The organism is Bacteroidota bacterium, assembly GCA_017303905.1.
Classification (GTDB): Bacteria; Bacteroidota; Bacteroidia; order B-17B0; family Aurantibacillaceae; genus JAHEYG01.
Genome location: JAFLBH010000001.1, coordinates 41,947 through 57,750 on the forward strand (window position 1 = coordinate 41,947; position 15,804 = coordinate 57,750).

The 15,804-nt window shown below is 35.8% G+C and carries 13 protein-coding genes; 8 read left to right on the forward strand and 5 right to left on the reverse strand.

Going from position 1 to position 15,804, the window contains the following annotated elements:
- Positions 1-14 precede the first annotated feature (14 nt).
- Both J0L69_00190 and J0L69_00195 read right to left on the reverse strand, forming a co-directional pair.
- Positions 15-1,040, reverse strand: a complete 1,026-nt coding sequence (locus J0L69_00190) for an FAD-binding oxidoreductase (GenBank protein ID MBN8691575.1) — start codon at positions 1,038-1,040, stop codon at positions 15-17.
- Positions 1,041-1,074: 34 nt separating this feature from the next.
- Positions 1,075-1,674 carry a hypothetical protein gene (locus tag J0L69_00195; protein MBN8691576.1) on the reverse strand — a complete coding sequence of 200 codons (600 nt, stop codon included), beginning with the start codon at positions 1,672-1,674 and terminating at the stop codon, positions 1,075-1,077.
- A gap of 53 nt (positions 1,675-1,727) precedes the next feature.
- Here J0L69_00195 and J0L69_00200 point away from each other — a divergent pair, with 53 nt between their 5' ends.
- On the forward strand, positions 1,728-2,225 hold the full coding sequence (locus J0L69_00200; GenBank protein ID MBN8691577.1) for a hypothetical protein: 498 nt from the start codon (positions 1,728-1,730) through the stop codon (positions 2,223-2,225).
- On the opposite strand, the gene J0L69_00205 is transcribed toward J0L69_00200, so the two are convergent.
- Complete coding sequence (locus tag J0L69_00205; GenBank protein ID MBN8691578.1) at positions 2,222-5,713, reverse strand: hypothetical protein; 3,492 nt, start codon at positions 5,711-5,713, stop codon at positions 2,222-2,224. The two genes, J0L69_00200 and J0L69_00205, sit on opposite strands and share 4 nt — an antisense overlap.
- 123 nt (positions 5,714-5,836) lie before the next feature.
- Between J0L69_00205 and xth the strand changes: the two genes are divergently transcribed.
- The 7 genes from xth (at position 5,837) to J0L69_00240 (ending at position 14,285) form a co-directional block, all read left to right on the forward strand.
- Positions 5,837-6,604 carry an exodeoxyribonuclease III gene (xth, locus tag J0L69_00210; protein ID MBN8691579.1) on the forward strand — a complete coding sequence of 256 codons (768 nt, stop codon included), beginning with the start codon at positions 5,837-5,839 and terminating at the stop codon, positions 6,602-6,604.
- A 117-nt stretch (positions 6,605-6,721) separates the two neighbouring features.
- Positions 6,722-8,488: an ABC transporter substrate-binding protein gene (locus J0L69_00215; GenBank protein ID MBN8691580.1), complete on the forward strand. Its 1,767-nt coding sequence runs from the start codon at positions 6,722-6,724 to the stop codon at positions 8,486-8,488.
- Between the two features lie 75 nt (positions 8,489-8,563).
- Positions 8,564-9,232, forward strand: a complete 669-nt coding sequence (locus J0L69_00220; GenBank protein ID MBN8691581.1) for a 2-C-methyl-D-erythritol 4-phosphate cytidylyltransferase — start codon at positions 8,564-8,566, stop codon at positions 9,230-9,232.
- Positions 9,229-10,839, forward strand: coding sequence for a DNA polymerase/3'-5' exonuclease PolX (locus J0L69_00225; protein MBN8691582.1), 1,611 nt, complete (start codon positions 9,229-9,231; stop codon positions 10,837-10,839). Before J0L69_00220 ends, J0L69_00225 begins: the two co-directional genes overlap by 4 nt.
- Positions 10,840-12,348, forward strand: coding sequence for a GH3 auxin-responsive promoter family protein (locus J0L69_00230; GenBank protein ID MBN8691583.1), 1,509 nt, complete (start codon positions 10,840-10,842; stop codon positions 12,346-12,348).
- Positions 12,345-13,145 (forward strand): hypothetical protein, encoded by an 801-nt coding sequence (locus tag J0L69_00235; protein MBN8691584.1) that lies wholly within the window; start codon positions 12,345-12,347, stop codon positions 13,143-13,145. The genes J0L69_00230 and J0L69_00235 overlap by 4 nt, the downstream gene beginning before the upstream one ends.
- 72 nt (positions 13,146-13,217) lie before the next feature.
- A complete protein-coding gene (locus J0L69_00240; GenBank protein ID MBN8691585.1) occupies positions 13,218-14,285 on the forward strand; it encodes a 2Fe-2S iron-sulfur cluster binding domain-containing protein in 1,068 nt (355 codons plus the stop codon).
- Here the strand turns inward: J0L69_00240 and J0L69_00245 are convergent, their stop codons facing one another.
- Positions 14,286-15,047, reverse strand: a complete 762-nt coding sequence (locus J0L69_00245) for an outer membrane beta-barrel protein (GenBank protein ID MBN8691586.1) — start codon at positions 15,045-15,047, stop codon at positions 14,286-14,288.
- Complete coding sequence (locus J0L69_00250; protein MBN8691587.1) at positions 15,047-15,802, reverse strand: SDR family oxidoreductase; 756 nt, start codon at positions 15,800-15,802, stop codon at positions 15,047-15,049. Before J0L69_00250 ends, J0L69_00245 begins: the two co-directional genes overlap by 1 nt.
- Positions 15,803-15,804 lie beyond the last annotated feature (2 nt).

Here is a 15,804-nt window from a genome sequence, read left to right on the forward strand (position 1 = left end):
GGTAAAAGCTGGCTTTAATTTACAAAAAATTGATTAAACCGGGCAATATCCACCTCTTTATTCAGATTTTTATTCAGTGTTATGTGTTCTATCAAATGATTCGCGAAAAAAGGAGCCAGCATAACGCCTTTCGTGCCCATTCCGTTAAAAACATACACGCTTTTAAATGCCGGATGAGAGCCCAAAACCGGTCGACGATCAATAACGGAAGGTCTAACGCCGGCTTCATGACGGATTACAACACCTTCTAATTCCGTGATTCGGTTCAATTTACTCAACAACTCCTGTTTTCCCTCTTCAGTAGGAGAATCAGATAAATCATTCCAATTGTAGGTAGCGCCCACCTTAAATAAATTATTCTCCAAAGGCATGATGAATGCGTTCTTATTGAGGATATCCCTCTCTAATTTTAAATCATCCATTTGCAGCGTTAAAACCTCTCCCTTAGCCGGTTTCATTGGGATGTATTTAAATAAAGGATTCTTACTGATTAAATGTCCCTCACAAAAAACGATATGTTTTGTTTCAATGTTTTTGTATTGCATGGTCGAGGGAGAAAACGCCGAAAAATCAAATTTCTCCGGAAGATACATTCCCGTCGATTGTAAATGCTTTGTGACAGCACTTAAAAATAAAGGTAAATTCAAATTACCGGCATTTAGCACCTTTGCATAACCAACATCTAGCAACTTAATAGTTTTTGGTAATCCATTTTGAGAAATTTCTTTATCTAAATAATTCGACATATCAGCCGATGCTTTTTTAAACCAAAGATTGACTTCTTGCAATTCACTGAATAATTTGATAATGTTTCGGTGATGTAATAATTGAACTCCAAATTTTTTCTCCTGGGCTTGGTAAAATTCAAGCATGACAGGAAGAATTTCATCGGCCATCCAGCTTTTTGTAAGACGCTTAAACACCACAGGATTCCATATGCCCGCAGCAACACGGGAACAAGAAGACCCATTTGGCTCATCAATTACAATAACGTTAAATCCTTTCTCAATAAGTTGTAATGACAGAACGGAACCTGCCAAACCTTGTCCAACGATTATAAAGTCTGTTTTAATTTTACTTTGGTTTGGTTTTAAAACCTCTTTTTATGCCGCGATAAGCACCTGAAAAAAAGAACACCACTCTGGCTCCGGCCTGCTTTTGCTCAGCCGAGATATCACCGAATAATTCGATACCCAATCCTACATCATACTTGATTTTATAAACTGCAGAAAGGCACATGTAACCACCCAACACATTATGCGATTGAATGGTGGTAACGCCGGCTGTATCCGTCGTGCCGGTCACAAAATAGGAATAAGAAGGGCCAATAAAGCCGGCTAGATTGTATTTTTCTCTTTCGATACGATAGCCATAACAGAGATGGCCTTGTAAATTATTATTTCTTAAAAAATCATCGCCGCTCATAATCACTCCTACTTGAAAATACTCGCGCTGAAGATGAAACTGAAAATCAACATTAATATAACTTTGGTCGATTCGCCTGACATCCGAAAAACCCTTTCCGAAACCAAAAGTTAAATAATTGTTGTATTTACGATAGCGTTTACTGTCATAGACAATTTCTTCTTTCCGGTTATAAGGTAAAGTATCGCGTTGAGCCGACAAGTCGGCAAAACAGATTAAGAAAAAAAATATGACAATAATCCTTTTCAATACTGCTAATTTACGCACTATCCAATAATTATTCTAAGTATATTTGTAATAATATGAGAACCTTCGCAATAATTTCTTTTTTTGCTTTATTATTTGCAGGATGCAATAATGAATCGGAAATTATAAAGAATTTGACACCACAAAATAAGATAACCTCCTGGATTGAAGGAAAATATTTATTTAACGATGGAGATACCGGTTTTTATTTCGAAGAATGGAGCAAGAAAGACAGCACTGAATATATTGGAAAAGGGTTTTATTTAACCAGGGATTATGTTGACACTTTGTTTCAAATGAAGATGCGTTTGCTTCTGGATTCAAAAAAGACAACAATGTTTTACGATGTAAAAGGTCAAAATGAAAATAAGGAAACCGAATTTGTTTTAACTAACAATACCGACAATAAATTTGTCTTTGAAAATCCATTCAGAGATTTTCCATCAATAATGGAGTATCGTTTATTAGGAGATACACTTATCGAAGTAACCGAGCGCGGTTTCGTCAATAACAAAGAAAAAATCAGACACTTCAGCCTTACTAAAATTGATTAGAAAAAAGCCCTTACTTGTGCGCCACCAATATGCACAATCTTTGAATTCGGCATTTTTCTTCCTTCATAATTAATACTTACTTGTATGTTGCCTGTTAAATTGCGCTGGTAATTTAAGTTCCAGGTATAATTATACCCCGGCTTTAGAGCATTGAGCATTTCATATGCGATTGGAGAACTTTCCACATCGTTATATAAAATCGTTAAAAAGTCGGCTCTTAAATTAAAACTACCTTTCTCCGATTCATTATATCTTAACTCAACCGCATAGTCGTTAATCTGTGATTTCTGAAATCCTCCTTCATTGATGTTTTGCTTTTGAGCATACTTATATATTAAACTAATCCTAAACGCTGTACTTGGCTGATAGTTTAACTTTTGTTCGGCATCGTAATATTCGATTTTATAATTACGAGATGAAAAGAACTGTGAGGCATAATATTTTATACCTGTTGAATTATTGCTTAAAATACTCCACGACTTTTTAAAGTTTAAACGCCATCTTAACTCATGGGAAAAATTATCCCTTGAATCGAATCCGTTTAGTAAAAGCTGTTTATTTTTATTATTCAGAAAAGTATAATCCATTCCGAATACAGTCGCGGTTTGATTGAAAAACAAACTTTGACGTAAAGCATAATTTGCCGACAACAAAGCCGTATCATTAACATCACTGCTATAGAAATCGTAATTAAAAAATTGTCCATTATCGTAGGTTTTATTGTCAACCCTGAAAACTGATTGTGTAGAAAAACGACCCATAAATTTTCCGAACGCGCCTGTATTTTCCTTTACTAAAACAGATGGGCGTAAATTAAATGAAAAGCTCATCTGATTGTGCAGCACTTTCACATATTGATTGGTGGGTGTGAAAATGCGAATGAATCTGGCCTGATCGGGATACAATGCAATTTCAAATTCATTGAGTTCTTTAATATTGTTGTTATTATAATCATTCCATGCATATTGTCCCTGGCCCGGCGCAACTTCCAAATAATAAAACTCTTTTCTGTTTTCTAAACCGTAACCGCTTTCGTAAAACAAAGTTGAAGTAATAAATCCTTTCATTAACCGCGGACTATACTCTACACGCGTTAATAATGAATTATCAGGTTTTAATGCAGTGCTGATTACATTTTTTAAGTGCAGCTCACGGTAAGTAAAGTAAAAAGTAATGGGATGATTTTTTATAGAATAAATTCCTAACTGCGCGCCAACATTTTGTGCGTATGTACTGTCTTTTAAAACATTATTATACGCTTGCATATCTCTGCGTTCACGATAAAACAATTTTATGTTATTACGGGAGGAATCCGCATTACTTATACTTGCTTCCCAATCCCAAAATTGATACGTACGCGGCATAAGGGTATTCGTAAAAGCAGACTTAAATAAATTGTTTTCGAATTCGTCGGTTACGGTTAATTTAAATTTACCGATACCCTGAGAAATAGTTGTTTTATGTCGATAAAACTCAGTATTAACCGGTGAATTAGCTGTAGTTAGGTAAGAACCGTTATAATCAGAATAAAATCTCCTTTTGGTAAACCGGCCGTTTAATTGCTGCTTGTAACCTGAAAAATAATTTCCTTCCAAAAAGGAGTTAAAACCATAAACCAATCTATATGAATTCATTTTCTCTACTCCTATTTCAGCTGTAGCAATGTGTTGATCGGTATTAATTACATCTACCAAAGGGCGGTTCCAATCGCGCTGAAATTCTATAGAGCGAAAGCGTTCGACTTGATTGAAGTTTTTCTGAACATATTCATAATTGAAATTATAAATTGCCTTCGCCGCAATTTTATCACCGGTATCCCGCTTTAAAACGGTTTTGTTTAAACTCTTCAATTTATAACCATAACCTTCATCGTTATAAGTATCGTACGGACTAAATGTATTAATATCATTACGCGTATAAACACCTTCCATTTGTAAACTGTGATTTGAATTAAATTTATAATCGAAACCCGCAGTTAACATTTGATTTTGCTTTGGCGTAACCAAAGGAATTATTGGCTCAAAATTTCCTTGCGGTACGCCGCCAACAGGTTCTAACCATTTGTATACTTTTCCATTCGCGGACGAAGAAACCTGAATATAATTTCCATTGCCTGCACCTACATTCGAAAACCTAACACGGTATTTGGCGCTATCCGGATTTGTAGAGTAAACAAAAATTCCCGGATATGTTATCATTCCGATTGTTGTGTCCTTTTTCCAATAAAAAACTTCTGAATTATTAAAGGTAGCAAGCTCTGCCCCCGAATAAAACGCTTTGGTTAAAGTATCACCAATATCAAACATCACCGACTTTTGATCTTGCGTTAATGTTTGTTGAAGGGATCTGTTCTTATTGTCCTGCTCACTGTAAATATTCGCAAACACCTTTAATTTTCCGGCTTCAATTTCTTCACCAAAGAAAAATAAAGAGCGACCGTAATTTCTTTCGGCATACTGAAACTCGGCTACAATGCGCTTATCTTTTGTAATAATTTGTTTTGCAGTAAAGGTTAACTCTGCCGTATTATAATCAATAATATAATCGTTTTCTTGTCCGCGCTGCATCAGCTTTCCGTCAATGTAAATTTTTTCGGTACCTGATAAGACAATAATGAATGGCTCATTATTGGCACCGGTTAATCTATACGGACCTTGATTGTTTTCTGTTCCGAAAATTACATTGCGTGCAAATTTACCTTTTGAAACAGCGCCAGCCAATTGCGTTTTAAACGTGATTGGTTTTTTTCCAACACTATCCTTATAGGCATTCGCAATATAAGCGCCTTGTGCACGCTTATAATAATTCATGAAATAGCTATTTGCAGGTTTTGAAAGTTGATAATCGCCAACAATCAGCTTCGTGTTTTCATTGGAGAGTTGAATAAATACTTTATCAAACTCTTGTAATTGAGCGGTAGTTCCGTCGGCCTGAAAAGGAATATTATTATCGGTAGCCGCCATTACCATATCAATTTCAGGCGTTAGTTTTCCGCTTACTTGAAGGTTGAGATTTGAATTAACGACAACATCTTGATTATTTCCAAAGGTGATACCTCGACTGATACTTCCGTTTTTATTTAAGCCGTCGTTTAAAAATAAATCATTGGTATTAACGGGTTCGTTAAACGTAATAGTGTATGGATTTTGCGGACGCGACAAATCGGTAAACACAAATTCGTCGGCGTTTTTATGAAAATACTTTTTTTCAAAATTGTAAGGAAAAGTTTTATAGCTCAACTTAATTGAAGCTGGTCGTAAAGAATCCTTTTTAAAAATTAGCGCGTGAAGTTTGTAATCAATCGAGTATTTATAAAGACTGTCGTTTTCAATTTGCAGACTTCCCGGAACCAAACTCAACGAATCAATAACCAGTGTGTCGGAAACCAAATTGAAAATTTTACTTTTTAAGGCATTGTTGGTTTGAGAATAAACTTCACCAACAAATGGAACAAAAATTAATATGAGCAGAATCTTTCTGAATCGCACAGCCTTAAACGTTTTTAAATATAGAAAATAACCTGCTCAGTTTATAGGGAAGGTATTTGTAAAAAACGCTCAACACTGCTTAAAATTGTGCTAAATTTAGAGGCGAAATCATAAATTTCAATTATGCCAAGAATTATTACTTACAACGTAAACGGAATACGGGCCGCCATGGGAAAAGGCTTGATAGATTGGATGAGAGCAGCCAAACCTGATATTTTATGCGTTCAGGAAATAAAAGCTAATCCCGAACAAGTTGGTGTTTTTGAATTTGAAGAGTTGGGTTATCATCATTATTGGTATCCGGCTCAAAAAAAAGGCTATAGCGGTGTTGCCATATTTTCCAAAATTGAGCCCGATAAAGTGGAGTATGGATGCGGTATTAAAGAATACGATGATGAAGGGCGGTTTATCCGGGCCGATTATGGAGATATTTCGGTTGTAAGTGCTTATCACCCAAGCGGAAGTAGCGGCGATGAGCGCCAAGCATTTAAGATGAAGTGGTTGGCCGATTTTCAGGATTACGTTAACAATCTCCAAAAAAAACGCCCAAAACTCATATTATCAGGCGATTACAATATTTGCCATAAAGCAATTGATATTCATAATCCGGTTTCTAATGCCAATACCTCGGGGTTTTTACCTGAGGAGAGAGAATGGATGGAACAGTTTATTAATTCAGGATTTATTGACAGTTTTAGATACTTCAATCAGTCTCCTCATCAATATAGTTGGTGGAGTTACAGAGCCAATGCAAGAGCTAAGAATTTAGGCTGGCGGATTGATTATAATATGGTTACAAAGAATTTGGAAAAAAATCTAAAACGTTCCATCATTCTTCCCGAAGCAATGCACAGCGACCACTGTCCGGTTTTACTCGAAATCGACTTTTAATACTACTATAAAACCACTAGTAAAAATCCCCCTTTATTTTTTACTTAAAAAATTAGTTTTTTATACCGAAAAGGTTAATTTTGTGAGGTATTAGATTATTTATTTAGCTCTGTATTTATGAATAAAATTTTAGGTGCGATTATTATTCCTGCTTTAACCCTTGGCTTACTAAGCTCATGTGGTGGCGGTGATAACAAAGGCCAAGGCACATCAGCCGAAGCAAAAGGTGGTATTTTCTTAGGTGGAATTGCCCGATTAAATGAAGTGGAAAGCTTTAAGAGCTTATATCCAATAGCTATTAACGATCAGGTAAGTTATCACTTGGCTGCTCAGGTATATGAGGGTTTGGTTAAATACAACCAAAACGATATGACTTTACTTCCTGGCATCGCTTACAAGTGGGAATTGAGTGCTGATAATTTAGAATACACTTTCCATTTGCGTAGTGGCGTTAAATTTCAAGATGACGCTTGCTTTGCTGAAGGAAAAGGTCGTGATGTAAAAGCATCTGATTTCAAATATTGTTTTGATCAATTGTGTTCTGCTGATCCGGCAAACAGTCAGTTTGACGTTACATTCAAAGATAAAGTAGAGGGCGCTAACGCAAGTTTTGAAGCTTCTAAAACCAGCAAAAAAGGAAATGTAAGCGGTGTGAAAGTAGTGAACGACTCTACATTAACAATTAAGCTTACACATCCAATTCCGGGCTTCTTAAATATTTTAGCAATGCCTGGCTGTTATTTATACGCGCAGGAAGCACATGCAAAATATGGTGCTGAAATGCGTACTAAAACAGTTGGTACCGGACCATTTGCTATTGAAACAATTAAAGAAGGTGAAGTTATTATCATGAAGAAAAACCCTAACTATTGGGGTGTTGATGAGCATGGAAATAAATTACCTTATTTAGATGGTATTAAATGGACTTTCATCCGTGAGAAGAAGTCTGAAATTCTTGAATTCAAACGCGGTAACTTAGACATGGTATATCGTATACCGGTTGAAATGTTCCATGAATTAATGGGTGATTTAGCAAGCGCTAAAGAACGCAAGAGTGATTTCAACATTTTAAGCTCTCCGGCTTTAAACACAAACTATTTAGGATTTAATATACAAAGTCCACATTTCTCTAAAAAAGAAGTGCGTTTAGCATTTAATCACGCTATCGATCGTCAGAAAATTGCAGACTTTACCATTCAAGGTGAAGGTAATGCTGCTGAGTATGGAATCGTTCCTTACACTGAAACTTTTGAAAAAGAAGGTTACGATTATAAAACAGTTGGTGGTTATAAATACGATCCTGAATTAGCAAAAGAATACATGAAGAAAGCCGGATACCCTGATGGTAAAGGCTTCCCGAAAATCACTTTAGAAATTAACAGTGGTGGTGGTGACAGAAATATTTTAGTGGCAGAAGTAGTTCAGAAAATGTTGAAAGAGCATTTAAATGTAGATGTGGAAATCAACACAGTTCCATTCGCTGAACATTTAGATAACATCCATACTGCAAAGGTTGACTTCTTCCGTGCCGGCTGGATTGCTGATTATCCGGATCCTGAAACTTTCTTAACCTTATTCTACGGTGGTCACGTTCCGAAATCAATGGGTGAGAAATCATACATTAACTATACACGTTATGTAAACCCTCGTTTTGATTCATTATTCCTTGCTGCCGGAAAAATTTCTGATAACAAAGAACGTTTTGCTTTATTAGCGAAGGCTGAAAAAATGATGTTAGAAGATGCGCCTTTCATGCCTATTTTCTATGATGAAAACTTCCGCTTAGAGCAATTAAACGTAAGAAACTTACCTGAGAATATTATGAACTACATTAATCTGGAAACAACCTATTTGATTCCTCCGGATAAAATGAAGAAGAAATAATTTTATGTTATTTTAAAGAAACCCCGACCATTTGGTTGGGGTTTTTTGTTTTTATATCGTTAAATTTATAGGGAAATGAATACACCAAAACATTTAATAATTGTAGCTGGAGGAACCGGGAGTAGAATTAAAAATGAATTGCCTAAACAGTTTATTGAAATTAACGGCACACCCATTATCGTACATACACTCCGGAAATTCTTACAGTACAACGCATCTATTCATATATATATAGCGGTTCACAAAGATTATGAAGCGCATCTTAAATTAGTTCTACATAAATTTCTTCCAAATCAAAAAGTGGAAATTACAGTTGGTGGTGAAACACGTTTTCATTCAGTAAAAAATGCATTGGCACTTGTACCCAATACCGGCATTGTAGCGATTCATGATGCTGCCAGACCCATGGTAAGTAATGACACCATTTCACGTTGTTTCAAAGCTGTACAAGCGCAAGGTAACGCTACACCCTGCGTTCCGGTTAACGACAGCTTAAGAGAAGTAAACGGTAAACAGAATAAATCAGTATTACGTAGTGATTATAAAATCATACAAACACCTCAATGCTTTAAAGTAGAGCTCATCAAAAAAGCCTTTGAGCAAAACTATAGTGAAAGTTTTACTGATGATGCTTCCGTTTTTGAAACGGCAGGCAATACTATAACTTTAACGGAAGGCAACGTAGAAAATATAAAAATTACTTATCCTATCGATCTCATCCTTGCACAACATCTTTTAAAATGAACACCGGTGATATTGCAGATATTCTAGAACTAACTGCTAAACTAATGGAGTTGCATGAAACAAATCCATTTAAAGTAAAAGCGGTGAGCAATGCTGCCTACAAATTATCTAAGACGAGAATTAATTTAGAGGGCAAGAGCTTAGAAGAACTTGAGCAAATTGAAGGCATTGGAAAAGGTATTGCTGCCAAAATACACGAAATACTTAATAACGGTACCACGCAAGAACTTGAAGAGCTTCGCGAGAAAACTCCGGATGGCGTTATTGAAGTAATGGGAATAAAAGGACTGGGGCCAAAAAAGGTAAGACAACTTTGGCAAGAATTAGGCATTGAAAGTATAGGCGAATTACTTTATGCATGTAATGAAAATCGTTTGGTTGATTTAAAAGGGTTTGGAGCAAAAACGCAGGAGTCGATTAAACAAAACATTGAATTCACTCTTAAGAACGCGAATAAATTTCATTACGCAGCCATAGAGTCATATGTGGAACAAATTTTAGAACTACTGAATAAAAACAATAACGGTTGTCGCATTACTGTTTCGGGTGATTACAGAAGAAAATGCGAGGTAATAGATAAATTAGTTTTTATTCATACCTCTGCTAACTTAAATTATCAGGACGACGCTACGAAGTTAAGTCCTGTACCTGTTGAGTTTATTGCAACAAGTGAAAACGACTATGAGAAAACATTGTTTGAAACAACAGCAAGCAAAGAGCATTTAGAGATTATTTCTTACACCAATTCAAATCTTACAGATGAAAAGGAAATCTATCAATCGCTCGGACTAAGTTATCTCGAACCGGAATTGAGAGAAAATTTACCGCAGATTATTGATGCCGCTAAAAAAAATGCAATTCCTACATTAATAACAGATAAAGATTTAAAAGGCATTTTACATAATCATAGCACTTACAGTGATGGTATGCATTCGCTGGAAGAAATGGCTGTTTACTGCAAAGAGTTAGGCTATGAATATCTCGGCATTTGTGATCACTCGCAATCGGCTTTTTATGCGAACGGATTAAAACCGGATGTTATAGAAAAACAACATAAGGAAATTGAAAAACTAAATAAAGCATTGGCGCCCTTTAAAATTTTCAAAGGTATTGAAAGTGATATTTTAAATGACGGAAATTTAGATTATGAAAAAGATGTCTTATCATCTTTTGATTTTATAGTTGCTTCTGTACACTCTAACTTGAAAATGAATGAAGAGAAAGCTAATCAGCGTTTGATTAAAGCCATTGAAAATCCTTTCACCACCATACTAGGACATCCAACAGGAAGATTATTATTAGCCCGAAATGGTTATCCCATCGATCATAAAAAAATAATTGATGCTTGCGCTGCCAATGGTGTCATCATAGAGCTCAACGCGCATCCTTACCGTTTGGATATTGATTGGCGATGGATACCTTATTGCCTCGAGAAAGGTGTAAAAATTTCCATCAATCCTGATGCGCACCAAAAAGAAGGTTATGCTGACATGAAATATGGTGTAAACGTTGCGAGAAAAGGCATGCTCACCAAAGAAAATTGCTTTAATGCTCTCAGTCTTCAGGAAATAGAAGCTTATTTTAATATCCGAAAAAGCAAGGTGTAAATGTCAATACTCAATTCCATAGCATCTTGGCTCATGAAGAAGCGCATGCATCAAATTGAGCTCTTCATTAAATATCCGCATGATGTACAAAACGAGTGGATGCATCAATTGGTGAAGGAAGCACAAGGAACTGAATTTGGAAAACGTTACAATTTTTCAGGCATCAAAAATTACGAGCAATTTAAAAGAGAAATTCCCCTGCAGGATTATGAAAGCCTGAAGCCTTTAATAGAACGAACTCGACGAGGCGAACAAAATCTGTTATGGCCCAGCGAAATTAAATGGTTTGCAAAAAGTAGCGGTACCACCGATAAAAGTAAATTTATACCTGTAAGTGTAGAATCTCTTGATGGCTGTCATTACAATGGAGGCCGCGATATGGTAACCTTGCACTGCATCAACAATTCCGAAACTCAATTATTCACCGGAAAGAATTTAGCGCTTGGCGGCAGTTTTAAAACAGACGATTTTGACGGACACAATTCATTTCATGGTGATGTAAGCGCCATTATTATTCAAAATCTTCCAATGTGGGCCGAATTTTTTAGAGCCCCCGACGTTAATATTGCTTTAATGGATGAGTGGGAAAGTAAGCTTACTAAAATTGCCGAGAGTATGGCGCATGAGAATGTAACAAGCTTGGCCGGTGTACCGAGTTGGATGTTGGTGCTTCTTAAAAAAGTGATGGAACTTAGAAACGCGAGAACCATCAGAGAGGTGTGGCCAAATCTGGAAGTATATTTTCATGGCGGTGTAAGCTTTACGCCTTATAAAGATCAGTTCAAACAATTATTTGATAACGATAAAACAAATTACATTCAGCTTTATTCTGCTTCAGAAGGATTTTTCGGAATTCAGGATCAATTAAAAAGCGATGAAATGCTTTTGATGCTTGATTATGGTATTTTCTATGAATTTATTCCGGTAGATGATTTAAATGAAAACAATCCCCGCACTTACTCCTTATCCGAGGTAAGTACAGGTATTAATTATGCAGTGGTAATTAGCACCAATGCCGGACTGTGGCGATACCAATTAGGTGATACCATCCGCTTTACAAATACTGACCCTTACAGATTTATTATCTCCGGACGTACTAAACATTACATAAATACGTTTGGAGAAGAGTTAATGATACATAATACCGATCAGGCATTAGCGATGGCATGCGAAAAAACACACGCGCAAATTAGTGAATACACTGTGGCGCCTGTATTTATGAATGAAAGCAATGGAGCTCATGAATGGTTAATAGAATTCGAAAAAGAACCTAATAATTTTGATTACTTTGTACATGTGCTTGACAACAGTTTAAAACAACTGAATTCTGATTACGAGGCGAAACGGTATAATGATTACGTTCTTAAATTTCCGGTTGTAAAACAAATGCCAAAGGGAACATTTTACAATTGGTTAAAATTAAATAACAAACTGGGCGGACAGTTTAAAGTTCCGCGATTGAGCAATAACCGAACTATATTAGAAAGTATTTTAAATTCTGCTTCTTGAAAATAAAAAATTACATAGTCGTATTTTTTGCTGTTATCGGACTTGGATTCACACTTCAGTCGGATAAAGAACTATTTACCATTAAGCAATCGTTTAATTATTTTACAACAGATAATTTTAACAACACCTACTTGATTAACGGAGAAGAAATTTCCAAATTTAATAATGCCGGTAAATTATTTTTAAAATTTAGCAGTAAACGCTATGGCAATATCACCTCCGTTGATGCCACTAACTCACTTAAAATACTTTTATACTATAAAGATTTCCAACAACTCATTTTCTTAGACAGTCAGCTTTCACAAAATGGTGATGCCATCTCACTTGAAAATCTAGGTTACGAACAAACAGATTTAGCGTGTACTTCATTTAATAACAGTTTCTGGATTTACAACAAACAAAACAACGAACTACTAAGATTCAATGAAAACTCGGAAGTAATCGCCAAGACCGGAAATCTTAAACAGATTCTTGAAACGGATATTAAACCTAATTTCATGATTGAGCATAATAGCTATTTATATCTGAATTGTCCAAACAATGGCGTTTATGTTTTCGATATGTATGGAACCTTCAACAAAATCATAAGCATAAAAAATCTTGCAGCATTTCAGGTTAGTAACGGCATTCTCTATTTCTTTAAGAACAAGAATTTCTGCTCGTATGATGCGAAAACTTTCAATGAAAAGTGCATTTCATATAATGATTCATTGGTTAAAAATGTACGTATTGAGAAAGACCGCCTTTATCTCCAGTATACCGATTCGGTTAAAGTGCTTGATAACCAGCTAAAATAGACTGATTTACATCAGCTTTTTTTATTGTCCGAAAGCTTAAAAAACAGTATTTTTGAACCTTATTATTTTTTAATGGCTAAGTTCAATTCTCTTAAGGTTAAAGACATCCGCCGCGAAACGGCCGATGCAGTTTCTGTTGCTTTTGACGTACCTCCTACTCTTCAAATTGCTTATCAGTACAAACAAGGACAATACATTACTTTAAAATTAAAAGTGAATGGTGAAGAAATTCGCCGTTCCTATAGTATTTGTACTAGTCCGTATACCGAAAAAGAATTACGTGTAGCCATAAAAGAGGTTGAAGGCGGAAAAGGTTCAACTTATATCAACCGCAATCTAAAAGTGGGTGATATGATTGAAGTGATGACACCAATGGGAAATTTCAATTCTATCTTATCAGGTAACAACAAAAAAAATTACGTGTTATTTGCAGGAGGAAGCGGAATAACTCCGATGATGAGTATTCTAAAAAGCGTACTTCACATTGAGAAACAAAGTCAGGTTACATTAATTTACGCCAACCGTGATGAAAACTCCGTGATATTTAAAAACGAGTTGGATAAAATTGCAGCTGAGCATTCTGCTAATTTTAAATTAGTAAATGTTTACGATAGCACCTCATTAGCTTTACCTGAAATTCAAAAAGGATTAATGACTCCAGAACGTACAAAAGCGTTGTTGGAAAATTATGGAGGTGTAAATGCCGATGAATATTTTATTTGCGGTCCGGGTCCTTTAATGGAAAACATTAAATCTGCTTTAGAGAATTTAAAAATAGCGAAAGAAAAAATTCACATTGAGTATTTCAGCAGTGTGATTGACGCGGTAAATAAAGCCGAAGGTGGCGGAGAAAATGTAAAAAGCAAAATCACAGTTATACAATATGGTATTGAAACCGAATTTGATTTAGAAACTGAAGGCTCTACCATTCTTGATGCTTCTATCGATGCCGGCGTTGATGCGCCATTCAGTTGTAAAGGAGCTGTATGTTGTACCTGTCGCGCAAAGGTGATGGAAGGTAAAGTAAAAATGGACGCTAATTTTGCTTTAACAGATGCCGAAGTGGCTGAAGGATTTATTCTAACTTGTCAGGCACATCCGCTTACTGAAAAAGTAATCGTTGATTTCGACGCGATTTAATTACAATCTTATTCCCAAACCTAAATTGAGATGATGGCCCGTTATGTAAAGTGACGAGGCTGTGAAATCATCTTTTAGTAAATAGGGAGAAAATCCATAACGAAAACTTAGCTCGGCAAAAAATCCCATTTTATTTTTATCGGGATTATTCTTTTGCATGCCAAGTGTAAGACTAACGAAAGGATTATACTTTTCATTTAATAAAGGATTTTTAAAAGTAATTTTCTCCGGCTTCTTCTCAATCACATTTCCATCTTGCTTTACTTTCAAATCTCCCTGTAACAAAACACGTAAATGATAGGCCATTGCCATATAAGGCGAGTATTGGGCATTATTTTCACGGTTGAATGAAATTCTCAACTGTAAAGGAAAATCCAATTCGTGTATATACAAGCTGTAAGCATAATTCATTTCGCCATCGTATAAACGAATGGTATCCGGCCGAAAATAATAGGAATTAAAATTCATGCCGTGTATCATGTACTCCGCTCCCAACGACAAGAACATATTATGCGATTGATTGAGCCTCACTTCTTCCTTAATAGAAAGAAGTCCCGACATTTTTTGAGACGGTGTTGTTGCGTGATTTTTATTTATTTTATAAAAATTAATGAGTGGTGCAATGGTAATACGCGTCCTGAAATTACGCACACGCTTGTTACTTAAATCACCGCGTCGTACCGGAAAAAAAGGATCCGCAGAAAAAGCATGAAGCGTTAATCCGGTTAAAAATAAAAAGAGAATATTTTTTACTATTCGCATTAAGCGTTACGTTTCACTGTCGTAGAATTAGCTTGTGCGGCCGGCATAATAATCACATCGTTAATATTTACGTGTGCCGGACGATTAGAAATCCAGAAGATAGTTTCAGCAATATCCTCAGGTCTTAAAGGCTCAAACCCTTCGTATACTTTCTTTGCACGTGATTCATCACCATCAAATCTTACAATGCTGAATTCAGTTTCAACCATGCCGGGATTAACGGCCGATACTTTAATATTGTGTGGCAATAAATCTATACGCATTCCCTTATTTAATGCATCAACCGCATGTTTAGTGCCGCAGTACACATTACCGTTAGCGTAAGCTTCTTTACCTGCAATGGAGCCAACATTAATGATATGTCCCTTTTTTCGCTCTATCATCAATTTGCTTACGCATTTTGTAACAAATAGCAAGCCTTTGATATTAGTGTCAATCATTCTCTCCCAATGATCTACATTGCCATCCTGAATCGGAGCCAATCCTGCAGCTAATCCTGCATTATTTACGAGCACATCAATTGCCTTAAATTCACCCGGTAAATTAGAGATGGCGCTTTCTACTTCACTTAATTTACGAATATCAAAACAAGCAGTATATACTTTTACTTTATACTTTTCCTCCAGCTCTTTTTTAAATTCCTGCAAACGATCATTACGACGACCGGTGATAATTAAATTATAATTGTGTTTCGCAAATTCCTCTGCAGTACATTTACCTATGCCGGAAGTTGCTCCTGTAACGAGTGCAATCATTG